We start from the raw sequence: 26,247 nt of genomic DNA, 5'->3' as shown, positions 1-26,247 counted from the left end.
CTGCAAATGATAAAAATGGGCTTCCACTGGAAGCCCATTTTTTTGTCTTTTGGATTAGACGTTTTCGGTTACGGTTTCCGGTTTGTCTTCATTACGAAGGTCGGTTTCGCCTTTACCTTTTGAAATCTTAATCACAAGAGCGGTAATACCCAACATGACGATAACGCCAATGATAGTTGAGATTTCCATATTCAGACCAAAGCCCAGTTTTGCATTGTTGAGGATGAAAGTGATACACACAGTCGTCATAAACATCGCTGGGATAGTCGTAATCCAATGGAATTTGTTATAACGCAGTAGGTAAGCAGAAGCAGTCCAAAGCATCATTACTGCTGTTGTTTGGTTAGCAAAGCCGAAGTAGCGCCAAATCACGCCGAAGTCTACTTGAGTTAAGACGCCGCCAACAACAAATAGAGGAACAGCCATCATTAGGCGGTTACGCATACTGCGTTGGTCAAGGTTAAAGTATTCAGCCAGAATTAGACGGCTAGAACGGAACGCAGTATCACCAGAAGTGATTGGAAGGATAACCACACCTAAGAAAGCAAGAATACCACCGAACACACCAAGTAAACCAAATGATGAGTCATAAACCACTTTACCTGGGCCACCGGATGCAATCACATCTGACAAAGCATCAACAGAGCCAAAGAATGATAGCGCAAGAGCACACCAGATAAGAGCGATAATGCCTTCACCGATCATTGCACCATAAAATACAAAGCGACCATTTTTTTCATTTTCAATACAACGAGCCATTAATGGAGATTGCGTTGCATGGAAGCCAGAAATAGCACCACAAGCAATGGTAATGAATAGTGCAGGCCAAAGAGGCAGGTCATGTGGATTCATGTTAGTGAACATATCGCTAACTTGGAAATCACCCATAACAGAGTGTTCACTTGATAGCGCAACAGCTGTAATTAAACCAACAGACATGAAGATTAGTAGCGCGCCAAATAATGGATAGAAGCGACCAATGATTTTATCAACGGGTACGATAGTCGCGATAATATAATAAATGAAGATAATGCTGACCATGCTACCCATAGTCACCGTCATATTCGTTTGGTCGTTAATTAGGTTAGTAATCATCCCCGCTGGTGCGGATACAAAGACCACACCGACAAGAAGTAATAGAACAATGGCAAAGATATTCATAAAATGTTTGGCACCATTGCCCAGGTAGCGACCTGTTAATGTTGGTACAGAAGCTCCGCCATTTCGTATCGATAACATTCCTGAGAAGTAGTCGTGTACTGCACCTGCAAAAATACAGCCCAATACAATCCACAACATTGCCGCAGGACCATACAATGCACCCATAATAGGACCAAAGATTGGGCCAACACCTGCAATATTAAGCAACTGAACTAGGTAAACCTTCTTGGTCGACATTGGCACAAAATCAACGCCATCGGGTTTAGTTATGGCTGGAGTTTTGCGACTTTCATTTATGCCAAAAATCTTTTCTACTATGGAGCCATATATAAAGTAGCCTGCAATTAATGCTGCTACACAGGTAAGAAACCACATCATATCTGTATTCTCTTTGTGTAAGGGTAAATTTAATAAATTGTCTACTGACATAGTACAAAACCCTAAAAACAACCACATTAGGCGCGAGGGTCAGTGGTCGAATATTGGATTAAGTGGTGGAATACTTAGTTGAGTGGTTATCGCTAATTTACTGTTTGAGATTATGTGATTTAGGTATGCTAAGCTCAAATAAACAAACTGTTAAGTAGGTCACAATGAAAGGATTTAAGCTGGTTCTACTGCTTGTCGTTCCTCTTTTATTTGCATGTGCAAGTGGGGATGAGGCGCTAGTAGCAAAGGGTGATTGGAAGGGAATTGGCTATGCTGATGGTATGAAAGGAAAAACTCAGCGATCGTATGCCACACTTAACGAGTTAGGTTCAGCCAATATGGGCGCTTACGAAGAAGGTTATTCACAAGGCGTTAAAGAATACTGTAACCCTAACTTTGCCTATCAAATTGGATTATCGGGGCAGTATTATAATGGTGTTTGTGAAGGCTCAGAGGATGCGTTGAAGTTTCGTATGGAATGGCAACGCGGTTGGAACGAGCAAAACTAACTTTTATAACGGTTAATATAAACAAAGCCGGTCAGTGTTGAACTGACCGGCTTTTGTTTTATCTTCTTATTTTATGGTGCGACTTTCTATTTTAGAAAGTATTAAAGCCAAAGTACTTAACTTGGATACTGTTAGAGTTACCCCAAGTTAACGTAGGCGCACCAAGATCAGCTTTAGAGCTAGCATGACATTGCGCGTTATCACCACATAATGCATGTAGGTCTTGGTTATAACCCATGATGAACTGAACGTAGTAAGGGATGTTATTCGGTTTTAGCATGGTTTCGTTGACAGGATCATGCGCATAACCCCAAGTGTGGCTAAATTCGTGTGCAACAAGCGGCACTTGACCAAAACCTGCGTGAAGAAGAGTATCCGCTTCTACTGTCATCACTACTGGTTGTGGAGACCCTTTAGCCGCAGCCATACCATAGTCAAATCCAGATTTACTTGCAGATAAGATGACTTTTAGTTTGTGGCTTTCAGTCGTCACAAGAGAGTCAGCTTTGAGTTGAGCGAAGTTGTCTGGCATTGCGGTATTAAACGGCCCAGGCTGACCTTGCGTTGCTTTATCTAGCATGGCCATATTATTACCATCATTGAATTTAGCTTCAAATTCAGGCGTGTTATATAAGAACATCACTTGACCAAAGATACGCATGAAGCGAGCTTTCAATTCAGGTGTCCAGCTAGTTTGAATATAGCCAGGGGTATTGTTCGTTGCAGGTGATTCAAAGTCGAAATCTGCAGGGTTTGTGCCGTGGAAAATCAGATCATTATCAGCTTTAGCTAACATAACTTGAATGTTTTTAGCTAGCGTAGGATTCTTACTCGCTTTCTCAAGCACTAGTTGTGCATCTTGATCATCGAGATAAAACTTAGCTTTTAGTTCAGCTTTAAGATCCACTGCTTTAACTGTTCCACCTGATGCTTTTGGTAGCGGTGGGATATTAGCAACAGAAGCGGAAAGATCTCCTGTGTAATAAGCAGATAGGTTTTCACGGATTGTTTTTTTATTGCCGTTATCAAGTGTAATCTGAGTGTCTAAATGAGAGTTTATGTAGTGAATTTGCGTTGCTAATTCATTCCAATCATACGTTTGTCCATTTAGATCTTTTGTGTATGGAAAATCAGCACCTAGATTAAATACGCCATTTCCCTGAGCACTGCTTATTTCTTGCATGAACTCTTTTACAGAATCTAGCGTTGCTGAGTATTCAGGCCAGCCCATAGCATGTTGAATTGATGATAATTCAGCCTGAAGAGCAAATGGGATAAGCCCTGCAGTAGACCCTGGGAATGCAGTTGCAATCGATTTATGTTGCTTAGCTTCTGCTGCATCTAGAATATCTTTAGTGGCATCTTCATCAATAGCATAAGTAGTCGCGAGTGCAGCATCTAGTCCTGCAATTACCATTAGTTGGTTCTTACGAACTTGCTCTTCTTTAGTTAGCGTTAGACTACCTAACTCACCATCATCCGGAGCTTTAATTGCCGTTTTGTCGTGGTGATTAGAATCATGACAACCACCAAGTGCAATAGCACTTGCGATGATGGTAACCAAAGCGAGTTTTGATGTATTGAATTGCATAGAATCTCTTTAATAACTAATTTAAAGGACGTCTATTTCAAACATTAAAATAGGCTTTTATAGAAAACGCTTATTTCAATATAGAAAGTCAATCGACGCAGATGTTTATGATTGTTTGATTTTATTTTTGTGAACAAGATCAAGCAATCATTAAAATTGAGAAGTTATTTATCTGCGTGAATTTACATTCAGTTAATATTTCCTGACATTAGCTGAACAAACGGCAGGATTCTAAGATGTATTATTAATGGTTGTTATGGCTATTTTTGGCGTATAAAACCGCTTTGGCGCTCTAAAAGCGCTTGAGATTGAGCTTTATCTTTTCCTGTTAGCAGCATCATGATAGCCAGTTTTACCTTCATATCCGCTTGTTTCAACACTCTTTCTGCCTGTATCTCATCACACTCAGTTGCTTGCATCACAATTCGAATCGCGCGAGCTATCAGCTTTTTATTCGTTGGTTTTACGTCGACCATTAGGTTTTGATAGGCTTTGCCTACTTTGATCATGCTGGCTGTAGAGAGCATATTAAGCACGAGTTTTTGCGCAGTACCGGCCTTTAGGCGAGTTGAGCCAGTTAATATTTCTGGACCAACAATCGGAGATATAGTTATCTGTGCTTGCTGAGCAATTTCAGAATCAGGATTACATGAAATCGAAACTGTGGTTGCCTGCACATGATTGGCATACTGTAAACCACCGATGACATAGGGAGTACGACCGCTTGCAGCAATCCCCACCACAACGTCTTTATCGGTTAAATTAAGTGCCGATAAGTCTTGTTTTGCTAAGGTTAAACTGTCTTCTGCCCCTTCTTGAGCTTGAAACATAGCTTCTTTACCACCGGCAATGACTCCGATAACTTGTTCACTCTCAACGCTAAAGGTCGGAGGGCACTCTGAGGCATCAAGCACACCTAGTCGGCCACTGGTTCCTGCGCCAATATAGATAAGTCTTCCTCCTTGAGAGAAAGCCAAGCAAATAGCATCAACCGCTTTGGCTATTTGTGGTAATTCTTTACTGATCGCAACAGGCACTTCGGCATCTGCTTGATTCATCTTTTCTACAATTTCAAAAGAGCTGAGCGTATCAATATCCATAGTATTTGGATTGCGATTTTCCGACACTAACTTGGCTAGTGAGTTGATCAATGTAGTTTGTGACATAGTGAACCTTATTCTGTATAGCTTAATTCTGTATGGCTTATTCGGCCTGATAGATGACGCCAAGTGAAGTTGCTCGGCAAGCTCCTGTGACTTTAGGTAAATTGCTAGGAAGATTATGCATACGTCGATAGGCCAGCCATGCAAAGGCTAATGCTTCCATATAATCGCCACTGATACCTTGAGAGTCTGTAGAGCCAATATGCCATTGAGGTAACAGTGATTGTAGTCTTTGCATTAGCAGAGGGTTGTTTGCGCCGCCTCCGCAGACCAGTAATTGGTCATCATGTGAGGTTTGGTAATGAATGCACTGCTCCGCAATACTTGTTGCGGTAAATTCTAATAAAGTGGCTTGTACATCTTGCGCTGAGATAGAGAGGTTTACCTGCGATAATATCTCTTCTAACCAAGCTAAATTGTAATGTTCTCGGCCTGTACTTTTGGGCGGTAACTGCAAGAGGTAAGGGTCACTCATAAAATGCGCTAGAAGCGGCTTACAAACAACACCTTTTTGAGCAAATAGCCCATCATGATCAAAAGGCTTGCCTAGGTGCTTTTGAACCCACACATCCATCAGCATATTACCCGGGCCGGTGTCATAACCAAGCACTTCACCACAAGGTTTCAAGACTGAAATATTGGCAATACCCCCAATGTTGAGCACTACTTTGCAGCTCTGGGTCGTAGGAAATAGAGTTTGATGATAAGCCGGCACTAATGGCGCGCCTTGGCCACCAAGCGCCATATCTTTACGTCTAAAATCGGCGACGGTAGTTATGCCTGTTTTGATGGCAATGAGGTTGGCATCGCCAATTTGAGTGGTGAATGGCGTGTCACCTGTAGGCTGGTGGTATACGGTTTGTCCATGACAGCCGATGGCAGTAATATCGCTAGCATCAAGTGTTCGATGAGACAGAAAAGCGTTCACTGCATCGGCGTATAATAGGCCAAATTGATGATCCAGTGTACCTATCTGCTTTAGAGTCGTCGGCTGTCCTTGGCAGACTTGTAGCGTATGCTGCTTTAACTGTTCTGGTAACGGAAACTCAAAGGTATCAAGGCAGTGCGTTTTCCCATTTTCAAAGCGAACTAAAGCCAAATCTACACCATCTAGACTAGTTCCGGACATAATGCCAATATAAAGCTCTTTTTTATTCATATTTGAGGTGTGGGATCCGTTCTAACATTGTCAAAATACAATAAACTGAATACTCTGCTAATGCCACATTAGTTATACGATATAAGGATGAAGTATGGGGCCGTTATGGTTGGATGTTGAAAGCTATGAGATTGATGTTGAGGAACGTGAGATTCTGCAACATCCTACGGTTGGAGGTGTCATTCTATTTGCGCGAAACTATCATGATAATGAGCAGTTGCAAGCGTTGACTCAATCGATTCGCAAAGCGTCAAAACGCCCAATTTTAATTGGTGTTGATCAAGAAGGCGGACGAGTACAACGTTTTAAAGATGGCTTTAGCCAAATCCCTGCAGCGCAAAATTTTGCGACTAAGTCCAATGGAGAGCAACTGGCTAAACAAGCTGGTTGGTTGATGGCTGCAGAAATTATCGCTCATGACATCGATCTTAGTTTTGCTCCTGTATTGGATCAAGGGCATGAGTGTCTAGCCATTGGTTCGCGTGCCTTTGGGGAAGATCCTGCGACGATCATCAGTCATAGCTCTGCTTTTATGTTAGGCATGAAACAAGCGGGTATGGCGACAACGGGTAAGCATTTTCCGGGGCACGGTGGTGTGATTGCAGATTCGCATAAAGAAACCCCAATTGATACTAGAGACAATATTTTTGATCTTGATATGGCAATCTTCCGAGCTCAAATAGAGGCTGGATTGTTAGATGCAATGATGCCTGCGCATGTCATTTATCCTGAATATGACAATATGCCTGCTAGTGGATCTGAATATTGGCTTAAATCTGTATTACGTCAGCAACTAGGCTTTAAAGGCTTAGTCTTTTCTGATGATCTCAATATGGAAGGCGCAGGTGTGATGGGAGGGCCAGTTGATAAGGCAATGCAAAGTTTAAGAGCTGGCTGCGATATGGTACTGATGTGTAATAACCGAAATAGCGCCGTAGAAATTTTGGATACCTTACCAATTACTCAAGTCCCAGGTGCTTATTCACTCGCTAAGAAAAACACCATAACCCTTAACGAACTGCGCTCGTCAAGAGAGTGGAAAGAAGCAGTTGAGGCATTAGCTAAAGCCGAGCTTTTCCTTTAATACCTTTAAATAACGACGACTAACAGGGGCTTGGTGGCCATTAAGCGTAATGATCTCCGCCAAGCCCTGATCCAATAATCTAATTTCTCTAATTGCCTTTGGGCTGACTAAATATTGTCGATGACAACGTATAAGTGGGGTTTTTTCTTCAAGCACTTTTAGCGTGAGTTGGCTGCTGGTGGTGTGCTCTGAGGTTTGGATATTAACGCCACTAAAGTCGCTATAGGCCACCTCAATACTATCAACAGGAATAAGCATAATACGGTTATGCCCACAGCAAGGTACTTGCTCTAAGTTGTTAGGAGTTATGGCAGCATAGTCCACATTGATTTTATCTTTATTAAACAGTTTCTTTAATCGGCAAACGGTCTTATTCAACCTTTGTGGGTCAATTGGTTTTAGAAGATAATCAAAAGCATTATCTTCAAATGCTTGAAGTGCATATTTATCATAGGCAGTAACAAACACCACTGCCGGCATCGTATCTGGATCTAACATACTGAGCAGTTCAATACCCGATACTTGGGGCATATGGATATCTAAGAAAACTACATCAGGCTTTAAGGTATTGATTTTTTGTAGTGCTTGAATAGCGTTACTTGCTTGATCAATCACTTCTATGTGTAAAGTTTGTTCTAGAAGTTCACTTAACTCCTCTCTTGCAAACAGTTCATCGTCGACCACTAAAGCTCTAAGCATGATTATTCTCGTGATTATTTTTGTTGTAATTATTGGGAATAGTGAAGCTCATACGAGTGAACTTATTCGGTTCGCATTCGATTTTTAATCTGTGCTTTTCACCAAAGTAGTTGCTTAAACGCTTAGCGACAATCTGCATGCCAAGCCCTGTTTGATCTTTATTTTCTGGTTGATAGGAACCGGCATTATCTTCAACGGTAATCCTATCGCCCATAGGATCTGGACTGCTATATACTTTTACGACACCACTCTCTAAAAGATTGGATACGCCATGTTTGATCGCATTTTCAACTAAAGGTTGTAGGGTAAAACTCGGTACCATTTTATCAAGCAGATGCTCGGCAATATCAATGTTGATATCTAAGCGATCAACAAAGCGAGATTTCTCAATCGTAAGATAAGAGTTAACGTGCATTAACTCTTCTTTGAGAGTAACAAGTTCCGTATTTCGTTTCAGGTTGCCACGGAAAAACTGTGAAAGATGCTGGATTAGCTCTCTTGCTTTTCCGGGATCTCGTCGAGTGATAGCACTGATAGTGTTGAGTGCATTGAACAAAAAGTGTGGGTTGACCTGCGCATGCAGTAATTTTATTTCAGCTTGTGATAGTAGTATTTTTTTCTGTTGATACTCGCTATATAAAATTTGGCTAGAAAGCAATTCGGCAATACCTTTAGCCATGGTCATATTGATCGATGAGAATAGTTTGACCCTTGGTTCATACAGCTTAATTGTGCCAATAACCTTATCATCTGCAATTAATGGGATAACCAGAGATGAGCCTAACTTGCAATCAGCAGAGAGGGAGCATTGATAAGGGCTACTTCTTCCATCAAGATAGATTATTCGTTTTTCTTTCATTGATGTGAGCGTGTATTCAGATGAAATTAATGTATTGGGCTTGTGATGATCAGAGCCTATGCCTTCGAAGGCTAATATTTTTTCTTTATCGGTAATCGCTACCGCACCAACGTTAGTTTCATCTTGGATTATAGATGCGATTTTTTGTGCGCTTTTGGTATTTAACCCTTCAGATAATACCCCCACACTGCGCTCTGCAATGTTGAGAGCTCTTTTTGAATAAGTCGATGAGTATTTTTCTAAAATAGCTCTTCTATCTTGCAAGATACTAGTAAAGAAAGCCGCGCCTAATGAGTTAGCTAATATCATCGGAACAGCAATGGTTTCGACTAAATCTATCGCCTGTGACGTTGGCTTTGCCACAATTAAAATAATGGCCATCTGAATGATTTCAGCAAATAAAGTGACATTAAAAACTACAACAGAGCTAAATAATCGATCTGCTCGCCCTTTTCTTACTAGATATAGATGAACTAATCCGCCAATCAATCCTTCTGTTGTGGTTGATATTGCGCAAGCAAGATCGGTAAATCCGCCCATAGAATAGCGATGCAAACCACCGGTGAGACCGACAGCAAACCCAACAATAGGCCCTCCAAATATTCCCCCTAAGACTGCGCCTATTGCGCGAGTGTTGGCAATGGCATCTCCAATTTGTAAACCAAAGTAGGTACCAAGAATACAAAAAAGAGAAAACATCACGTAACAGATGAGCTTGTGGCTTAATCGTTCTGAAATGTTAAGTAGGGGAATGACGAGAGGCGTCTTACTTAAGGTATACGCTACCATGAGATAAACACACATTTGTTGCAGGAGAGATAGAATCAGTTCCATTATGTTTAACTCTAAATTGATATAGGGGGGGCAATTTAATCGAAAACCTAACCAATAACTGTGATACCAGTGGCTTAAATAAAGTTTAGTCACCACACCTAAAGTAAGAGTAAATTGGTTTATATAATTGACTCTAAAAATCATGCTGTAAACTATACTGTACATTAACTGTAATAATTAACGTACAAAACACTTGAATAATATTTGTCTTCAGGTATTGTTGAAACATATCTTAAAGTTTACGTACAAATTTATTTACGGTGGCACTATGCAGCGCAGCGAACTAAGCAATGTTAATATCAGTCAAGAGCAAGTTTTAATCACTCCAGAAGAATTGAAAACTAAGATTCCTTTGAGTGAAACGGCAAGACAGTTTGTTCAGCAGTCTCGTGAAACTATCGCTAATATCATCAGTAAGAAAGATCATCGACTAGTGGTCGTTTGTGGTCCTTGTTCTATTCATGATATTGAAGCAGCTAAAGAATATGCCAAACGTCTAAAAGCGTTATCTGAAGTTGTTGGCGATCAGCTTTACTTAGTGATGCGAGTTTATTTTGAAAAGCCGCGTACTACTGTTGGCTGGAAAGGACTGATTAATGACCCGCATCTAGATGGTTCTTTTGATATTGAACATGGTCTGCACACTGCTCGTAAGCTATTAGTTGAACTTGTTGACATGGGCATTCCTCTAGCAACAGAAGCGCTTGATCCAATTAGCCCTCAGTATCTTGCTGATACATTTAGCTGGTCTGCAATTGGCGCTCGTACTACAGAATCACAAACCCACAGAGAAATGGCGAGTGGCCTTTCAATGCCTGTTGGCTTTAAAAATGGTACAGACGGTAGCCTTTCTACTGCTATTAATGCGATGCAAGCAGCGTCTTCTAGCCACCGCTTCATTGGTATTAACCGTGCAGGACAAGTGGCATTACTGACAACTAAAGGTAACCCAGAAGGGCATGTCATCCTACGCGGTGGTAAGCAGACTAACTATGATTCAGTTTCTGTTCGTGAATGTGAAGATGAACTAGCAAAAGCTGGTTTGGACGCAGCACTGATGATTGACTGTAGCCACGCTAACTCTCGTAAAGATTTTCGTCGTCAGCCATTAGTTGCTTCTGATGCTATCCAGCAAATCCGTGAAGGTAATAAATCCATCATAGGTTTGATGATTGAAAGTAATATTCACGAAGGCAATCAGAGCTCAGATATACCGCTTGATCAAATGACCTATGGTGTTTCTATTACTGATGCATGTATCAATTGGGAGTCAACTGAGGCACTATTGACCCAAGCTCACAAAGAGCTCATTCCGGTTTTACAAGACAGATTAAGCAAGTAATAGAGTACCAGCATGGCAAAGCAACTACAGGGTTTAAGAGATAAGATTGATTCAGTAGATAAGCAAATGCTTGATCTACTGGAGCAACGACTAAAATTGGTGGAAGAAGTAGGCGAGGTTAAGAGTGAACATGGCCTGCCTATTTATGCCCCAGATAGAGAGGCAGCAATGTTACTCTCTCGTCGAAATGAAGCGCAGAAGCGTGGTATTCCGCCTCAACTTATTGAAGATATCCTGCGCCGAGTCATGCGTGAGTCTTATGCAAGTGAAAAAGACTCTGGCTTTAAATGCTTGAATCCTGATTTAGGTGATGTGGTCATTATCGGTGGTAATGGCCAACTCGGTAGCCTATTTAGAAAGATGTTTGATCTTTCTGGTTACAATGTAAAAGTGCTAGGTAGTAAAAATTGGCATGAAGCTGAGACGTTATTTAAAACGGCGGGCTTGGTGATTGTCACGGTACCGATTAACAAAACTGAATCTGTTATTGCTAAGTTAGATAATTTGCCTAAAGAGTGCATTTTGTGTGACTTTACTTCAATTAAGGCAAAACCTTTAAAGGCAATGCTGGAAGTACATGCAGGACCTGTAGTAGGGCTTCACCCAATGTTTGGCCCAGATGTTCCAAGTCTGGCAAAGCAAGTTATTGTTCATTGTGAAGGTCGAGATGCGCAGAAGTATCAGTGGCTACTTGAGCAATTTGCCATTTGGGGCGCAAGTTTATGCCCAATGGATGCAGAGCAGCATGATGATGGTATGACACTTATTCAGGCACTTCGTCACTTTACCTCGTTCGCGTATGGCTTACATCTAAGCAAAGAAAACCCAGATATCGATACACTGCTTAAACTAAGCTCACCGATTTACCGATTAGAGATCGCAATGGTGGGGCGTTTGTTTGCTCAAGACCCTGATTTATATGGTGATATCATTCTTTCTTCTGAAAAGAATATAAAGATGATAAAGCGTTTTCATCAACGTTTAGGCGAAGCAGTTGCGTTATTAGAACACCATGATAAAAGTGCTTTTGTGAATCAGTTTAACTCTGTTTCCGAATGGTTTGGTGACTACTCTCAGCAGTTTATGTTGGAAAGTCAGACCTTGTTAAAGCAAGCCAATGACTCTATTCAAAGAGATAATTAAAATCTATGTTAAAATAAAAAAGGTCGCTAATTGCGACCTTTTTTTATGCAAACCAGATAATTAGATAACTAATTATTTAGCGACACGTTTGTACTTAATGCGGTGAGGTTCAGCCGCTTCAGGTCCAAGAGTCTTCTTCAGCCATTCCATGTATTCGTTGTAGTTACCTTCGTAGAAGTTAACTTGACCTTCATCACGGTAATCAATGATGTGAGTCGCAATACGATCTAGGAACCAACGGTCATGCGAGATAACCATGGCACAGCCAGGGAACTCAAGTAGAGCTTCTTCTAGTGCACGTAGTGTTTCAACGTCAAGGTCATTGGTTGGCTCATCGAGTAGTAACACGTTACCACCAGTTTTAAGAAGCTTAGCTAAGTGAACACGGTTGCGCTCGCCGCCAGACAGTTGACCAATTACTTTTTGTTGATCAGCGCCTTTGAAGTTAAAGCGTGAACAGTATGCGCGCGCCGGAATTTCAAAGTTGTTGATCTTAATGATATCAGCGCCTTCCGAGATTTCTTGGAATACTGTTTTAGTATCATCCATGCTATCTCTAAACTGCTCAACAGAAGCCAGTTTAACCGTATCACCCATTTCAACCGTACCAGAGTCTGGTTGCTCAGTGCCGCTCAGCATCTTAAATAGAGTTGATTTACCTGCACCGTTAGCACCGATAATACCGACAATCGCCCCTTTAGGCATAGAGAATGATAGGTCATCGATAAGTACGCGACCATCAAATGACTTAGTCAGGTTCTTCACGTCGATAACTTTATCACCTAGGCGTTCACCTGGCGGGATAAACAGTTCGTTAGTTTCGTTACGTTTCTGACGATCGCCACTTTGTAGTTCTTCAAAGCGAGCCATACGTGCTTTAGATTTCGATTGACGGCCTTTAGGATTTTGACGAACCCACTCCAGCTCTTTCTCGATAGTCTTTTGACGAGCACTCTCTTGTGATGCTTCTTGTTGTAGACGCGCATCTTTTTGCTCAAGCCAAGAAGTGTAGTTACCTTCCCATGGAATACCTTCACCACGGTCAAGCTCAAGAATCCAACCCGCTGCATTATCAAGGAAGTAACGGTCATGGGTAATCGCAACTACGGTTCCTGTGTAATCAACAAGGAAACGTTCTAGCCACGCGACAGATTCTGCATCTAAGTGGTTGGTTGGTTCATCAAGAAGTAACATATCTGGTTTTTCTAGAAGTAGACGACAAATCGCTACGCGGCGACGTTCACCACCAGATAGTTTTTCAATCTTCTGATCCCACTCAGGTAGACGCAGCGCATCTGCGGCGCGCTCAAGTGAGTTTTCTAAATTGTGACCATCTTTTGCTTGGATAAGTGCTTCAAGATCGCCTTGCTCTTTTGCTAGAGCATCGAAGTCAGCATCAGGTTCTGCGTAAGCGGCATAAACTTCATCAAGACGTTTCATTGCGCCCGCAACATCAGCAACGGCTTCTTCTACAATTTCACGTACAGTTTTAGATTCGTCTAGTTTAGGTTCCTGTGGAAGATAACCTACTTTTAGCCCTGCCTGTGGACGTGCTTCACCATCGATATCAGTATCAATACCGGCCATGATGCGTAGTAATGTTGATTTACCTGCGCCATTTAGACCGAGTACGCCAATTTTGGCACCTGGAAAAAAGCTTAGAGAAATGTCTTTAAGGATTTGACGTTTTGGTGGCACGATTTTGCTCACCCGAGACATGGTATAGACGTATTCAGCCATTACCTAGATATCCTGTATTTAATGGGGTTATAAACCCTAGAAACAAAGCTCTATTTTATACCATGCTACCTACTTTTGTTACCGTGAGTCGCGCAAAATCATCAGTTGTTGAAATCCTCAATAGTAATTTACCTGATTCTTACAAAGTTCATCATTTGTTGCGTATTATGAATATAGGCAAATAAGAATTCTCATCATCAAAAAGAGATAAGCATGGCAGCATTTATAAAATGGTTAGGGATTGGTGTTGGGATGGTGTCATTATCAATCTCCGCATCATCGGGATCTGCATCACCAGTTTCATCAAAGCTACAGCAACAACGTGATATCTACGATCAGGCTCAAACTCTGATTAATCAAAAAGATTTTTCTCAATATCAATCGCTTCGAGATCAGCTAAACGATTATCCTCTTACTCCGTATTTAGATTACCGTATGTATATGGCTGATTTGGATCAGAGAACGCCAAGTGAAGTGGATAAATATATCAAGGACAACCATCGCTATCCGTTTTCTCAAACAGTGCGTGGTGCGTATCTTGATGCTCTAGTAAAAGCAGAAGACTGGCAGGGTTTTTATCAGTTTCAGGTGAAAAAACCTCGCATGCAAAGTTATCAGTGCAGTTATTACTTTGCTCAGTATCAAGTGGGGAAGAGTGTTGAGGCATTCAAAGGGGCCTCAAATTTATGGTTAAGTGGCTCAAGTGTTGCCAATGAATGTAATGCGCTATTTAAAGCATGGGACGAAGCAGGCTTACGTAAAGATGAGCTGATATTGCAACGTATCGAATTGGCGTTTGTTAGTCGTAATGGGCGATTGCTCAATCACTTAAAAGACTTACCTAAATCCGAGAAAACTAAAGATAACGCGAATGCTATTTATCAGCTTTATAAAAATAAGTCACAAATAGAAGAGTTTGCTACTTCTCAGCCTCACTCCAAGGTGAATAAAAAAGTGACGTTAGCGGCCTTAAAGCGCATTACTTATCAAGAAGCAAACCCAGAACTGGCCATCAAAGTACTGGATAGCGTGGCAAAAGCTCAGCAGTTTACCGATAAAGAATATCAAGATAGTGCTGACTATATTGCGTATAGCCTTATCAATACAGAGGATGCGCAACTGGCAAAGTGGCGTGACAATGCATTGTTAAATAGCACTAACTCTAAATGGTTGATGCGTCGAGCTCGCTTAGCGATTCAGCATCAAGACTGGAAAGGCTTAGAGGTATGGATTGGTAAACTTCCAGATAAAGAGAAAAACTCTAAACGCTGGCGTTATTGGCAGGCCCGCACGGATGTTGCTTTGGGGCAAGTCAGCCAAGGTAAAGCGGAAATGGAAAAATTATTGGGTCATCGAAACTTCTACAGTATTGCTGCTGCAGATTTTTTAGATAAGCCAATTCAATACAAAACCAGTTCGGTATTAAAGCAGCAGCATGCTTCTATTAAGGTGTTTTCTGATGCCTTAGTTCGTATCAAAGAGCTTATCGCGGTTGATAAAATTACCGCTGCTAAACATGAGTGGCGCTGGGTACTGGCAAGAGCAACCTCAGAACAGAAAAAAGAGCTGGCTCAATATGCGGCTAAACATCATTGGAATCACTTAACGGTCATTGCAACAATTGAAGCAAAAATGTGGGATCACATCAGTTTGCGCTTCCCTATTGCTCATCAATGGTGGTTTAACTTTTATGCGAAGAAATTTGATGTTGATCCGATCACATTAATGGCATTAGCTCGACAAGAAAGTGCGTTGGATATTGATGCTCAGTCTCCGGTTGGCGCTAGAGGTTTAATGCAAATTATGCCTAAGACCGCATCTTCAACGGCTAAGCATTATGATATTGAATATAGCGGAGCTGATGAACTATTTGATGTGAGTAAAAACATTGAAATAGGCAGTCGTTATTTGTCTGGGTTATTAGATGACTATGATGGAAACCGGGTACTGGCATTTGGCGCTTACAATGCGGGACCAAATCGAGTTCAGCAGTGGCGTGAGAGGACTGGTGGAAAAGTCGATGTTTATTCATATATTGAGTCCATTCCATTTGCAGAAACTCGTGGATATATTAAAAATATTCTTATGTTTGAAGTTTACTATCGCGGGATTTTAAATAAAAACGGACCATTTTTATCTGACTTAGAAGCTGAAATGAAGTATTAATAACAGAGTTTTACAGAACAAGTCGGTGCATTATGAACCCAGAAGAACAAGAGTGGCATAAATTACTCTCTACCATAGCTCAGGCTGCTAAGCAGGATGAGCATCAAGTACTATTGTCTATTATGCTCACGCCTGATGAAAAAGAGGCATTAGTAACTCGAGCTAAGATACTGCATAAACTGCTGAATGAAAAATGTTCACAAAGGCAGATTAGTCAAGAGTTGGGAGTGGGGATTGCGACGGTTACTCGGGGTTCAAATGAACTAAAAGGGCGTTCAGAAGAAGAGCAACAATTGGTTTCTCGTCTTCTGAAGCCCTTTATAGACTAATGACTTATGGTGATCTTAAAAAGCGTCTTGGTTATTAAATGGAATAAGAGCCAAAATAAGAGCTTGATGATAAACACTGCTGCGACTGAGGCGGTTATTGGTTAAAATCCCGATAGCGCCGCCTTTTTGCTTAATGTTTTGCGTGCCATAAGATTCATCCATGGCATCCCCTAGCTCTTTGCCTTGCTTCACTAGATTCAATACTTTGGTCGGTAGCATCAAGCTTGAAGAGCGTGACTCTCCGTGTTGCTGGTGAGACTCTATGATCATCCAAGCAAAAGTGGCATTAGCTTCAATGCCCGCTTCTAGACCCACATAGTAATCGGCATCAATAATCGCTTTTTTAGCATTTGATACTCGATTTTGTGCTCCGCGCTTAGTTTCTTCATTCGACATCGGCTGATCACCAACACCACTATCAACACTTACCCCTTCAAAGATAAACTCTTGTTGTGGGAACACTTCGTTAAAAGCACTTTCAACTGCATTTATCTTGGCTGGATTTAAAGAGGCAACAATGACCTTTTGCATCTAGATGATCCTTTAAAGCACTTTAACTTGAGTAGGTTTAATGTTCTCACTTGGGTAGCAGCCCAATACTTTGAGATAGCGGGTGATTTTTACCAGTTCATTGATTGCTGATTGCGCCGCATGAGAATCTAAGTGGGTTTCTAAATCCATATAGAACATCTCTTCCCAAGGATTGCCCATGATAGGACGAGATTCTAATTTAGTGATATTGATGCTGTGACGTTGCAATACTAATAGGCTTTCAACAAGAGAGCCTGCCTCTTGAGAGGTGGACATAATTAAGGTTGTTTTAGCTGGGATTTGGTCTGAAACACAAACCGCTTTACGCGCTACAACAATAAAACGAGTGTGATTTTCTGTTTGGTTAGCAATATTTTCTTGGACGTTTTGCAGGCCATAGAGCTTACCACTTATGGCGTTACCAATTGCAGCTGCATCAGGTCGGTTAAGCTCTTTCACCTTGAGCATTGCATCTGCAGTGCTAGCACAGGTTTCCAATTTAACCCCTTTAAGACGCCCTAGGAAATCACTGCATTGTTGATGAGGTTGCGGGTGAGAGTAAAGCGTTTTGATCTCTTCAATGCGCACATCTTCGGTCGACAATAGGCAATGCTCAATTGGATGAGACAGTTCACCGACTATATAAAGGGTCGTGTGCTGTAAAAGGTCATAAACCTCATTAATCGAACCTGAGCTGGTATTTTCTATAGGAAGAACACCAAAATCGGCATGACCGGATTCAACAGTTTTGGTGATACCTTTAAAGGAGTCACAATTGAGCTCGATAAGATCGGTATTACGACGGTTAAAGTACTCTCGGCTAGCAAGGTGTGAGTATGACCCTTTAGCACCAAGAAAGGCGACGCGAGCTAGTGGCTTACGTTGCAGGGCAGGGTTGACTAGGTTTTGCAGGTACGCCTGTTGCAACAATACCGAGTCTTCAATAATGGTATAAAAAACTTTAGTAATGTAATCCGCATCTAATTGGTATTTTTCTTTACCATTATTAATGAGTTTGACCAATAGTTGTTGTTCTCTATCGGCATCTCTTACTGGCTTAGAGGTTTCCACTTTGCTTTTAGCAACTTCTAAACTCAAATTGCGACGTTCGGACAGTAAGCTAAGTAGTTTATCGTCAAGAGCATTGAGTCTGTGGCGAATATCGTCGAGAGAAAGTGGTGTGTCAGCCATTTCTTGTTCCTTTAAATGGGGATTACGAAAAAGATATAGAGATCACAATAAGCTATGGCGGGAATTAGGGTCAAGAAAAAACAGCGCCATAAAGGCGCTGTTTTTATTGGTTAATCAATAATCGCTCAAATTATACTTCGTCGGTGATAGCTTCTTCCGGCTCTAGTGGTGCATCAGAGTGACTCGCGCGACGAGCTTCTGGTTTATGACGAAGCTTATTAAGTTGTCTTTCTAGCTTCTGTTCAACTTCATTTACTGCAATGTATAGGTCACTATTAATTGCAGAAGCAACCAGCTGACCTTTAGGTACGGTTAGAACAGCTTCAAACTTTTTATTCTTGTTTGGCTCTTCTTGGAAGCTGGTGTTGCAATTAATAATATCAACTTGCCATTTTTCTAGTTTGCTAAATTTATCTTCAATATGAGATCGAATCGCAGAGGTGATTTCAATGTTTTTACCAGTAATATTTATTTTCATATAAGTCGTTTCCTCTGTATAAAACTTTTTGGCTTAAGTTCAGATTACGACTTTTACGAAAATAAATCGAGATAAAGATCACATAAATCCACCTAAGAAAACCGTTATGAAATGTTTGTGATTTTTTGCATATCTCGATAAGAAAAATCTTGCGATCAGTTGTATTTACTGTCAAATTTGAATGAATAAATCGAACAGTAAATACGAACTCACACCTTTCTAAATCGCTAGATTAATCAGTCACATCAAATATCAGTCGTACTGGGTCAATCTGATTATTTAAATCATCATGAATCTTCCTGCGTTCATCTTGGATCTCTCCAAGTTGTTTATAGATCGTGTAATAGCGATTAATGTTAGCAACGTACTGCACCGGTTCTCTCCCAATATTTCTTCGTGCCACAATTTCAACATTGTTAAACCAAACATTATGGTCAAATCCTTGTTTCTTCGCTAATGCTCTCATTCTACGAATCTTGGCAGGTCCCGCATTGTATGAAGCAAGACTAAAGTAGACCTTATCATTGTCGTTAATATCAGAGTCACTAAAGTATCGATCATGGATAAACCGAAGATACTTGGTGCCGGCATGAATATTATTTTCGACTGGTTTAATATTGGGAATATTAATATAGGGGTCTTTAGCGGTAGCGGGCAGGACTTGCATGATGCCGACGGCCCCACGATGAGAAACTTTACTATTGTCTAAGCCAGACTCTTGGAATGCTTGGGCTGAAAGCATCACCCAGTCTATTTCATACTCTTGTCCGTAGCGTTCAAATAACTTAGATAAGCTTTCTAGCTTAGCCATTTTTTTAGGGTTCAATGCACGAGTAAGCCAGCGGGTATCTTGTAGGTATTTACCATAAATAACATTGCCCAGCAGAGTGCCCCTCTTGGCTGTACGTATGTAATTATTGATGACCTTTTTGAATTCAGGGTTGTTATGACGCAGTGCCCAAGCAATTTTACCATTGGTGCGTACTGGAAATTCTTCGTGTATTTGAATGTTGTTCATGACGTTTAGCCATAGTTTAGCTTTATGGCTATCAATTATGGTCGCAGGTATTATCCCTTGGTTCACCATTTCAACTAATTCAATATCTTGTAAGTTTTCTTGAACAAAGTTCACGGCAATCGGATTTAGACCATTACTGGATAGCTGTTCATTTATTAACTGAATACTTTCAAAGTAACTAGAGCTTGCTCTGACCCATACTTCCATACCACTGGTTTGCTCTAGTGATGTGATTTTTGGAGACTGTTTATGAGTGAGGATAAGTTCATTAACATCGTTAAGAATTGGTGTACTAAAGTCGATAATCTTTTTACGACGCTCAGTAATGGTGAGATTTGCGATTGCGATGTCGCCATAGCCTTTATTTAATGTATCAAATAGCTCATCTCGAGTAACCGGGATGATTTTGACTCGCATATAGGGGTGTTTTTTTTTCAGGCTAAGTTCAAAGTGATGTAACTGCTCGGCGATGATGCCTTTCGGTCTACCACCTTCGACATAATAGAAGCCAAGATCCGCTGCCACCAAAGCGCGCACAACGCCTTTCTCTTTGATAACTTTGTAGTCACCAGTATAGGTTGCTTGCTGTATAGGAGACAGTTCAAGAGCTTGTATTGGTAAGGATATTATTACTAGGGCAAAGAGCCCAATTATAAGATTTTTCATACAACATTCCGTGTTGGTTTATGAAAAAGTAGCATATAAGCTACGGTGGGACGTTAATTATTTAACATCCCACCCTTAAATTTAACATTTATAGTGGGTTTTGCTCAATAAGTTTTTGTGTTCGAGCAACAGCATCATCTAAATTAAGTTCTTGATAGGCAATAACTTGTAAGCGTAACGCTTTACGAGCTGCTTCTGTATCTGGATAACTACGTTGGATCTCTTGGCAGCGATTAACGGCTGCTATCCATGCTTTGCGGCGAATATAAAAATCAGCCGTTGCATAGTCATACTCAGAAAGACGATGTTTTAATGCCACCATGCGCTGTTGTGCATCTTGCGCGTAAGGGCTATTTGGATAACGTTGTAGTAAACGTTTAAAGTCTGAAAACGCTAGTTTTACCGGTTCTGGATCTCGGTCTGAGCGATCGATATTAAAAATATCATGTAAAAAGTTTCGATCTTGCGCCATGTGAGTTAAGCCTCGCATGTACAGCACCCAGTCTGACTTTTCATGAGTCGGATTTAAGCGAGTAAAACGCTCAATAGTCGCAAGGGCCAGTGGCAACTCATCATTTTTATAATAAGAATAGATAAGATCTAACTGTACTTGCTCAGAGTAAGGGCCAAATGGGTAACGAGAATCTAAAGCTTCAAGTTTTTCTACCGCTGTCGACCATGAACCTTCTCGCAAAGAAGCTTGAGCATCAGCATAAAGCTGCGAGGGCGGGATATCGGGTACAATTTCATCACTGCTGCTACATCCTGCGAGCAGTAGAACAGATAAAAGACCAACTAAAGTTTGATGTTTCATGTATAAACGAGAAGCCTGCTTAATTAAATTATTTCGTAGGTTACCGTTACAATCGGCGACTAAGCAGATACAATAACGGAAAGGTTTATTTTTTCATATAAATAAGCATTAGTCCCACAGTTTTTTTAAAAGTTCGATATGGCCCAGCAGATAGAGTTAAAAAGTACAGTAAAAGAGAGTCAACTAGGCCAACGCCTAGATCAAGCCATCGCAGAATTATTTGATGAGTTTTCTCGTTCCCGCTTGAAAGAGTGGTTGTTAGACGGAAAAGTCAGCGTTGATGGTACCGTTGTATCCAAAGCTCGAGTCAAAGTTATGGGCGGCGAAGAGATAGCTATCCTCGCTGAAATCGAAGATGAGGAACGTTGGGAAGCTCAAGATATCCCACTAGATATTGTCTATGAAGATGATGATCTATTAGTTATTAACAAGCCTCGCGGATTAGTCGTGCACCCAGGTGCAGGAACTCCAGATGGTACAATTTTAAATGCATTGTTGCATTACTACCCTCAAATTGCCGAGGTGCCTCGAGCGGGTATTGTTCACCGTCTTGATAAAGACACTACAGGTTTGATGGTGGTCGCTAAAAACGTACCGACTCAAACTCGTTTAGTTCGTACTTTGCAAAAACGTCGCATCACTCGTGAATACGAAGCGATTGCTATTGGCAAAATGACGGCAGGCGGCATGATTGAAAAATCAATTGGTCGTCACTCAACTAAGCGTACTTTAATGGCGGTTAGTGAGTTTGGTAAACCTGCAATAACGCATTACCGAGTTGCAGAACGTTTCCGTGAGCACACACGTATTCGATTACGTCTTGAAACAGGCCGTACTCACCAAATTCGTGTTCATATGTCTTATCTTCAACACCCACTATTAGGCGATATCGCTTATGGTGGCCGTGCTCGTATCCCTAAAGGGGCTTCTGAGGAATTGACGACAATGATTCGTTCGTTTGATCGTCAAGCATTGCACGCGGTTATGTTGATGTTTGTTCACCCATCAACCGGTGAGGAAATGCAGTTCCATGCTCCAGTACCGGATGATATGGTTCAAATGACCGAAGCTCTACGTCAAGATGCTCGCTTAAATAACGAAGACGATTATTTGTGAGTTATTTGCATCCCAATTGGAGTGTCGAAAACTGCGTTAAATCCATTAGTTCAACGCGAGCTGGTGGATTTTCAACGGGGGATTTTGCCAGCCTCAATTTAGGGATGCACGTTAATGATGATCCTATTACTGTTCAAAAAAATAGAGATCATCTTGCTCAGCTTAGTCAGATGCCATCATCACCTGTTTGGATGAATCAAACTCATTCAACAGTAGTTGTTGAGTTAACAAAACCGACAACTGAAGTGATAGAAGCCGATGCGCTAGTGACATCAGTTCCTGGAATTGTATGCAGTGTTATGACTGCCGATTGTCTGCCTGTTTTATTTGCCAGTGCCGATGGCAAAAAAGTAGCAAGTGCACATGCCGGATGGCGTGGCTTAGTCGGTGGAATTTTAGAAAATACACTGCAACACTTTTCTGGCCCAGTCACTGCTTGGGTTGGACCTGCTATTGGTGTTGATGCCTTTGAAGTTGGTGATGAAGTAAGACAGCAATTCATTGATATTAACAGTGATGATACCGTCGCTTTTTATTCGCATAAACCGGGTAAATGGATGGCTGATCTGCCGTTATTAGCTAAATTGCGATTACAAAGGGCCGGATGTGAATCTGTGACCTTATCTAATCTGTGTACCTATACAGATGAAGAGCGTTTCTTTTCATATCGTCGCCATTCTTCTACAGGGCGTCAATCTAGCTTTATATGGATTGAATAGTTCTCCCGCTTTAAACTCCCAACATATAGCACACTTGAAATTTTGCTCCTTAGCTACCATTTGATCTATTAGATAGTCATTAATAGCTTAATAGGAGGCTAATATGCGTTTTGAACGATTAACTGGCAAATTTCAAACAGCCCTTTCAGATGCACAGTCTTTGGCTGTAGGTCGAGATCATCAATATATAGAACCTACACACCTTTTGTTTACCTTGTTAAACCAAGAGGGAGGGAGCGTTAGACCACTCCTGACTATGTTAAATGTTGATATTGCACAATTGCGCATTCAACTCTCTGACAAACTCAATAGCTTTCCTAAAGTCAGCGGCTTAGCGGCTGATGTTCAAATTTCTGCTCCGTTAACTCAATTACTGAATCTGTGCGATAAGTTCGCGCAAAAACGTAATGACAGTTACATTTCATCAGAGCTGTTCTTACAAGCTGCGATTAACGATAAGAACCAGCTTGCTCCAATGCTTAAATCTCAAGGAGTGACAGAGGCTAAAATTGTCGAGGCGATCAAAAAGATCACAGGTGGTCAAAAGGTCGATGATCCAAATGCTGAAGAGCAAAGACAAGCATTAGAGAAATACACAATAGATCTCACCGCTCGAGCAGAGCAGGGCAAACTTGATCCTGTTATTGGTCGTGATGATGAAATTCGTCGAACCATTCAAGTCTTACAGCGTCGAACTAAAAATAACCCAGTACTTATTGGTGAACCTGGTGTCGGTAAAACCGCCATCGTTGAGGGGCTTGCTCAGCGCATCATCAATGATGAAGTACCAGAAGGGCTGAAAGGACGCCGAGTTCTTGCATTAGATATGGGGGCACTCATTGCTGGTGCTAAATATCGCGGCGAATTTGAAGAGCGCCTAAAGTCGGTACTTAATGAACTGGCGCAAGAAGAGGGTAATATCATCCTCTTTATTGATGAAATGCACACCGTTGTCGGTGCAGGCAAAGCCGATGGAGCAATGGATGCAGGTAATATGCTTAAACCTGCTTTAGCTCGCGGCGAATTACACTGTGTCGGGGCAACAACATTAGATGAGCATCGTCAATATATAGAAAAAGATCCCGCTCTAGAGCGTCGCTTCCAAAAAGTATTGGTTGATGAGCCTTCTGTTGAGGACACAATTGCAATATTGCGTGGCTTAAAAGAGAAGTATGAACTTCATCACCATGTTGATATAACCGATCCCGCTATTGTTGCCGCCGCAACCCTGTCTCATCGTTATGTTTCTGATCGTCAACTTCCGGATAAAGCCATTGATTTGATTGATGAAGCCGCGTCATCGATTCGTATGCAAATTGACTCAAAACCTGAGGCAATGGACAAATTGGATCGTAAGATCATTCAGTTGAAAATGGAACAACAAGCACTGCGTAAAGAAGATGATGATGCCAGCCGTAAACGTGTTGCTTTGATTAATGGCGAGTTATCGGATAAAGAACGCCAATATGCAGAATTCGATGAAGTGTGGGTGGCAGAAAAGGCTTCTCTATCTGGCACACAAAATATTAAAACCGAATTAGAACAAGCTAGATTAGATATAGAGTTTGCTCGCAGAGCTGGCGATCTCAATCGCATGTCTGAATTGCAATATGGCCGTATTCCTGAATTGGAAAAACAACTTCAATTAGCATCAGAAGCAGAACAAAAAGAACTGACATTATTGAAGAATAAAGTAGGTGATGCGGAAATTGCCGAAGTGTTGTCAAAACAGACCGGTATACCAGTTGCAAAAATGCTTGAAGCGGAAAAATCTAAACTGTTGCGTATGGAAGATGATCTGCACAAACAAGTGATAGGTCAAAATGAAGCGGTTGAGGCCGTTGCCGATTCTATCCGTCGTAGTCGAGCGGGATTATCTGATCCAAACAAACCGATAGGTTCATTCCTATTTTTAGGCCCTACAGGTGTAGGTAAAACAGAGTTATGCAAAACATTAGCAAACTTCCTATTTGATAGTGAAGAAGCAATGGTACGTATAGATATGTCTGAGTTTATGGAAAAACACTCTGTTGCTCGCTTAGTAGGTGCACCTCCGGGTTATGTTGGATATGAAGAAGGTGGTTACTTAACAGAAGCGGTGCGACGTAAACCATACTCAGTCATATTATTGGATGAAGTAGAAAAAGCGCATCCCGATGTGTTTAATATACTATTACAAGTATTAGATGATGGCCGGTTGACTGATGGTCAGGGTCGTACGGTTGATTTTAGAAATACCGTGCTGATCATGACTTCTAACTTGGGCTCTACGCAAATCCATGAGGGATTTGGTGATACAACTTATGAACAAATGAAAGAACGAGTGATGGATGTGGTTAAAAGTCATTTCCGCCCAGAGTTTTTAAACCGTGTTGATGAAAGTGTTGTATTCCACCCATTGGGTCAAAAGCATATTCGCAATATTGCTGCTATTCAGCTAAAAGCATTAGTGCAGCGATTAGAAGCTCAAGACTACTTAGTCTCTATTAGTGATGAAGCGCTAGATAAAATTGCTCAAATTGGATTTGACCCTGTTTACGGAGCAAGACCGCTAAAACGTGCAATCCAGCAATATATAGAAAACCCATTAGCTAAATCGTTATTGTCTGGGGCATTTGTTCCTGGAACTCAAATCGAGTTGGTTGTTGAAAACGATGAGTTAGTGACAAAACAGAGCTAACAGTATCTATTTGGGATATAAAACAGGGCTTATAGTCTACAAAATAGACGTCTTTGTTTGAAAACTATACAAGTGATATTTTTTTAAAAGAAAATTGATTTTAAGGCTTGCCACGGGGCGTTTTATTCTTATAATGCGCCCCACTGACACGGCAACAGCGGTAACGCTTCGTAGTGTTTCAGTAGGCTATTTAGCTGAACCATTTGAGTTTAACTTCTTAATAGAAAATAAATTCAAAAAAGTGTTTGACACTACGGTTCAAAACGCTAGAATGGCCGTCCACTTGAGAGGTAAGCCTCGAAAGTACGCTCTTTAACAATTTAAACCTATCAATCTGTGTGGGCACTCGTTGATGATAATCGAAAAGATTTATCAATGAACTGAGTGACCAATACAATGATTTTTAATCATTGGCACAGTCAATTCATTACTATTCTGTTGGAATAGTAATAGCTTTAAAATTACTTCTTACTTTCGAGTAAGGAACAGTTTTGAAGTCAGTATTCATTGAGCCGTTCTTCGGAACACAAAAACTTTAATTGAAGAGTTTGATCATGGCTCAGATTGAACGCTGGCGGCAGGCCTAACACATGCAAGTCGAGCGGAAACGACAACATTGACCCTTCGGGTGATTTGTTGGGCGTCGAGCGGCGGACGGGTGAGTAATGCCTGGGAAATTGCCCTGATGTGGGGGATAACTATTGGAAACGATAGCTAATACCGCATAACGTCTACGGACCAAAGAGGGGGACCTTCGGGCCTCTCGCTTCAGGATATGCCCAGGTGGGATTAGCTAGTTGGTGAGGTAATGGCTCACCAAGGCGAC

The 26,247-nt window shown here is 41.2% G+C and carries 21 protein-coding genes and 1 rRNA gene; 10 read left to right on the top strand and 12 right to left on the bottom strand.

Going from position 1 to position 26,247, the window contains the following annotated elements; genetic code table 11:
• Positions 1-54: 54 nt before the first annotated feature.
• Positions 55-1,539 (bottom strand): carbon starvation CstA family protein, encoded by a 1,485-nt coding sequence (locus A9260_RS15270; protein ID WP_068700464.1) that lies wholly within the window; start codon positions 1,537-1,539, stop codon positions 55-57.
• Between the two features lie 215 nt (positions 1,540-1,754).
• Here A9260_RS15270 and A9260_RS15265 point away from each other — a divergent pair, with 215 nt between their 5' ends.
• Positions 1,755-2,099 (top strand): DUF2799 domain-containing protein, encoded by a 345-nt coding sequence (locus A9260_RS15265; protein ID WP_068700462.1) that lies wholly within the window; start codon positions 1,755-1,757, stop codon positions 2,097-2,099.
• Positions 2,100-2,190: 91 nt separating this feature from the next.
• On the opposite strand, the gene A9260_RS15260 is transcribed toward A9260_RS15265, so the two are convergent.
• The 3 genes from A9260_RS15260 to A9260_RS15250 form a co-directional block, all read right to left on the bottom strand.
• Positions 2,191-3,690 (bottom strand): hypothetical protein, encoded by a 1,500-nt coding sequence (locus A9260_RS15260; RefSeq protein ID WP_068700458.1) that lies wholly within the window; start codon positions 3,688-3,690, stop codon positions 2,191-2,193.
• A gap of 260 nt (positions 3,691-3,950) precedes the next feature.
• Entirely contained in the window at positions 3,951-4,856 is a 906-nt protein-coding gene (gene murQ, locus A9260_RS15255; protein WP_068700456.1) for an N-acetylmuramic acid 6-phosphate etherase, read from the bottom strand.
• A gap of 37 nt (positions 4,857-4,893) precedes the next feature.
• On the bottom strand, positions 4,894-6,012 hold the full coding sequence (locus tag A9260_RS15250) for an anhydro-N-acetylmuramic acid kinase (protein ID WP_068700454.1): 1,119 nt from the start codon (positions 6,010-6,012) through the stop codon (positions 4,894-4,896).
• A gap of 94 nt (positions 6,013-6,106) precedes the next feature.
• Here A9260_RS15250 and nagZ point away from each other — a divergent pair, with 94 nt between their 5' ends.
• The gene (gene nagZ / locus A9260_RS15245; protein WP_068700452.1) at positions 6,107-7,096 is read left to right on the top strand and encodes a beta-N-acetylhexosaminidase; all 990 of its coding nucleotides are present in this window, start codon (positions 6,107-6,109) and stop codon (positions 7,094-7,096) included.
• Here nagZ and btsR read toward each other — a convergent pair.
• Both btsR and A9260_RS15235 read right to left on the bottom strand, forming a co-directional pair.
• Positions 7,070-7,795 carry a two-component system response regulator BtsR gene (gene btsR, locus A9260_RS15240; protein WP_068700450.1) on the bottom strand — a complete coding sequence of 242 codons (726 nt, stop codon included), beginning with the start codon at positions 7,793-7,795 and terminating at the stop codon, positions 7,070-7,072. The two genes, nagZ and btsR, sit on opposite strands and share 27 nt — an antisense overlap.
• Positions 7,788-9,488, bottom strand: coding sequence for a sensor histidine kinase (locus A9260_RS15235; protein WP_068700448.1), 1,701 nt, complete (start codon positions 9,486-9,488; stop codon positions 7,788-7,790). Before A9260_RS15235 ends, btsR begins: the two co-directional genes overlap by 8 nt.
• A 268-nt stretch (positions 9,489-9,756) precedes the next feature.
• Between A9260_RS15235 and A9260_RS15230 the strand changes: the two genes are divergently transcribed.
• Positions 9,757-10,830 carry a 3-deoxy-7-phosphoheptulonate synthase gene (locus A9260_RS15230; protein WP_068700446.1) on the top strand — a complete coding sequence of 358 codons (1,074 nt, stop codon included), beginning with the start codon at positions 9,757-9,759 and terminating at the stop codon, positions 10,828-10,830.
• 12 nt (positions 10,831-10,842) lie between these two features.
• Complete coding sequence (gene tyrA, locus A9260_RS15225) at positions 10,843-11,973, top strand: bifunctional chorismate mutase/prephenate dehydrogenase (protein ID WP_068700444.1); 1,131 nt, start codon at positions 10,843-10,845, stop codon at positions 11,971-11,973.
• A 72-nt stretch (positions 11,974-12,045) separates the two neighbouring features.
• On the opposite strand, the gene ettA is transcribed toward tyrA, so the two are convergent.
• Positions 12,046-13,713 carry an energy-dependent translational throttle protein EttA gene (ettA, locus tag A9260_RS15220; RefSeq protein ID WP_068700442.1) on the bottom strand — a complete coding sequence of 556 codons (1,668 nt, stop codon included), beginning with the start codon at positions 13,711-13,713 and terminating at the stop codon, positions 12,046-12,048.
• A 213-nt stretch (positions 13,714-13,926) separates the two neighbouring features.
• On the opposite strand from ettA, the gene A9260_RS15215 reads away from it, so the two are divergent.
• Both A9260_RS15215 and trpR read left to right on the top strand, forming a co-directional pair.
• The gene (locus A9260_RS15215; RefSeq protein WP_068700440.1) at positions 13,927-15,879 is read left to right on the top strand and encodes a transglycosylase SLT domain-containing protein; all 1,953 of its coding nucleotides are present in this window, start codon (positions 13,927-13,929) and stop codon (positions 15,877-15,879) included.
• A gap of 32 nt (positions 15,880-15,911) precedes the next feature.
• Positions 15,912-16,208 (top strand): trp operon repressor, encoded by a 297-nt coding sequence (gene trpR / locus A9260_RS15210; protein WP_068700438.1) that lies wholly within the window; start codon positions 15,912-15,914, stop codon positions 16,206-16,208.
• A gap of 15 nt (positions 16,209-16,223) precedes the next feature.
• On the opposite strand, the gene yjjX is transcribed toward trpR, so the two are convergent.
• The 5 genes from yjjX to bamD form a co-directional block, all read right to left on the bottom strand.
• Entirely contained in the window at positions 16,224-16,739 is a 516-nt protein-coding gene (gene yjjX / locus A9260_RS15205) for an inosine/xanthosine triphosphatase (protein WP_068700436.1), read from the bottom strand.
• A 12-nt stretch (positions 16,740-16,751) separates the two neighbouring features.
• Positions 16,752-17,930 (bottom strand): chorismate mutase, encoded by a 1,179-nt coding sequence (locus A9260_RS15200; protein ID WP_068700433.1) that lies wholly within the window; start codon positions 17,928-17,930, stop codon positions 16,752-16,754.
• A 130-nt stretch (positions 17,931-18,060) separates the two neighbouring features.
• The gene (hpf, locus tag A9260_RS15195; RefSeq protein WP_068700431.1) at positions 18,061-18,408 is read right to left on the bottom strand and encodes a ribosome hibernation-promoting factor, HPF/YfiA family; all 348 of its coding nucleotides are present in this window, start codon (positions 18,406-18,408) and stop codon (positions 18,061-18,063) included.
• Between the two features lie 232 nt (positions 18,409-18,640).
• Complete coding sequence (locus tag A9260_RS15190; protein ID WP_068700429.1) at positions 18,641-20,092, bottom strand: lytic transglycosylase F; 1,452 nt, start codon at positions 20,090-20,092, stop codon at positions 18,641-18,643.
• An 88-nt stretch (positions 20,093-20,180) separates the two neighbouring features.
• A complete protein-coding gene (bamD, locus tag A9260_RS15185) occupies positions 20,181-20,906 on the bottom strand; it encodes an outer membrane protein assembly factor BamD (RefSeq protein WP_068700427.1) in 726 nt (241 codons plus the stop codon).
• A 138-nt stretch (positions 20,907-21,044) separates the two neighbouring features.
• Here bamD and rluD point away from each other — a divergent pair, with 138 nt between their 5' ends.
• The 4 genes from rluD to A9260_RS15160 form a co-directional block, all read left to right on the top strand.
• Positions 21,045-22,022, top strand: a complete 978-nt coding sequence (gene rluD, locus A9260_RS15180; RefSeq protein WP_068700425.1) for a 23S rRNA pseudouridine(1911/1915/1917) synthase RluD — start codon at positions 21,045-21,047, stop codon at positions 22,020-22,022.
• Positions 22,019-22,741: a peptidoglycan editing factor PgeF gene (gene pgeF, locus A9260_RS15175; protein ID WP_068700423.1), complete on the top strand. Its 723-nt coding sequence runs from the start codon at positions 22,019-22,021 to the stop codon at positions 22,739-22,741. Before rluD ends, pgeF begins: the two co-directional genes overlap by 4 nt.
• Before the next feature lie 103 nt (positions 22,742-22,844).
• A complete protein-coding gene (gene clpB / locus A9260_RS15170) occupies positions 22,845-25,421 on the top strand; it encodes an ATP-dependent chaperone ClpB (protein WP_068700421.1) in 2,577 nt (858 codons plus the stop codon).
• A 536-nt stretch (positions 25,422-25,957) separates the two neighbouring features.
• Positions 25,958-26,247 (top strand): 16S ribosomal RNA (locus A9260_RS15160); the annotation flags it as partial.

Source organism: Vibrio sp. UCD-FRSSP16_30, from assembly GCF_001676025.1.
GTDB lineage: Bacteria > Pseudomonadota > Gammaproteobacteria > Enterobacterales > Vibrionaceae > Vibrio.
This window is presented reverse-complemented; position numbering and strand designations above follow the sequence as displayed.

Excerpts from the sequence above, each read along its gene's own strand:
- A9260_RS15270 (WP_068700464.1), bottom strand. The coding sequence starts at position 1,539 with ATGATGTGGTTTCTTACCTGTGTAGCAGCATTAATTGCAGGCTACTTT.
- A9260_RS15265 (WP_068700462.1), top strand. The coding sequence starts at position 1,755 with ATGAAAGGATTTAAGCTGGTTCTACTGCTTGTCGTTCCTCTTTTATTT.
- A9260_RS15260 (WP_068700458.1), bottom strand. The coding sequence starts at position 3,690 with ATGCAATTCAATACATCAAAACTCGCTTTGGTTACCATCATCGCAAGT.
- murQ (WP_068700456.1), bottom strand. The coding sequence starts at position 4,856 with ATGTCACAAACTACATTGATCAACTCACTAGCCAAGTTAGTGTCGGAA.
- A9260_RS15250 (WP_068700454.1), bottom strand. The coding sequence starts at position 6,012 with ATGAATAAAAAAGAGCTTTATATTGGCATTATGTCCGGAACTAGTCTA.
- nagZ (WP_068700452.1), top strand. The coding sequence starts at position 6,107 with ATGGGGCCGTTATGGTTGGATGTTGAAAGCTATGAGATTGATGTTGAG.
- btsR (WP_068700450.1), bottom strand. The coding sequence starts at position 7,795 with ATGCTTAGAGCTTTAGTGGTCGACGATGAACTGTTTGCAAGAGAGGAG.
- A9260_RS15235 (WP_068700448.1), bottom strand. The coding sequence starts at position 9,488 with ATGGAACTGATTCTATCTCTCCTGCAACAAATGTGTGTTTATCTCATG.
- A9260_RS15230 (WP_068700446.1), top strand. The coding sequence starts at position 9,757 with ATGCAGCGCAGCGAACTAAGCAATGTTAATATCAGTCAAGAGCAAGTT.
- tyrA (WP_068700444.1), top strand. The coding sequence starts at position 10,843 with ATGGCAAAGCAACTACAGGGTTTAAGAGATAAGATTGATTCAGTAGAT.
- ettA (WP_068700442.1), bottom strand. The coding sequence starts at position 13,713 with ATGGCTGAATACGTCTATACCATGTCTCGGGTGAGCAAAATCGTGCCA.
- A9260_RS15215 (WP_068700440.1), top strand. The coding sequence starts at position 13,927 with ATGGCAGCATTTATAAAATGGTTAGGGATTGGTGTTGGGATGGTGTCA.
- trpR (WP_068700438.1), top strand. The coding sequence starts at position 15,912 with ATGAACCCAGAAGAACAAGAGTGGCATAAATTACTCTCTACCATAGCT.
- yjjX (WP_068700436.1), bottom strand. The coding sequence starts at position 16,739 with ATGCAAAAGGTCATTGTTGCCTCTTTAAATCCAGCCAAGATAAATGCA.
- A9260_RS15200 (WP_068700433.1), bottom strand. The coding sequence starts at position 17,930 with ATGGCTGACACACCACTTTCTCTCGACGATATTCGCCACAGACTCAAT.
- hpf (WP_068700431.1), bottom strand. The coding sequence starts at position 18,408 with ATGAAAATAAATATTACTGGTAAAAACATTGAAATCACCTCTGCGATT.
- A9260_RS15190 (WP_068700429.1), bottom strand. The coding sequence starts at position 20,092 with ATGAAAAATCTTATAATTGGGCTCTTTGCCCTAGTAATAATATCCTTA.
- bamD (WP_068700427.1), bottom strand. The coding sequence starts at position 20,906 with ATGAAACATCAAACTTTAGTTGGTCTTTTATCTGTTCTACTGCTCGCA.
- rluD (WP_068700425.1), top strand. The coding sequence starts at position 21,045 with ATGGCCCAGCAGATAGAGTTAAAAAGTACAGTAAAAGAGAGTCAACTA.
- clpB (WP_068700421.1), top strand. The coding sequence starts at position 22,845 with ATGCGTTTTGAACGATTAACTGGCAAATTTCAAACAGCCCTTTCAGAT.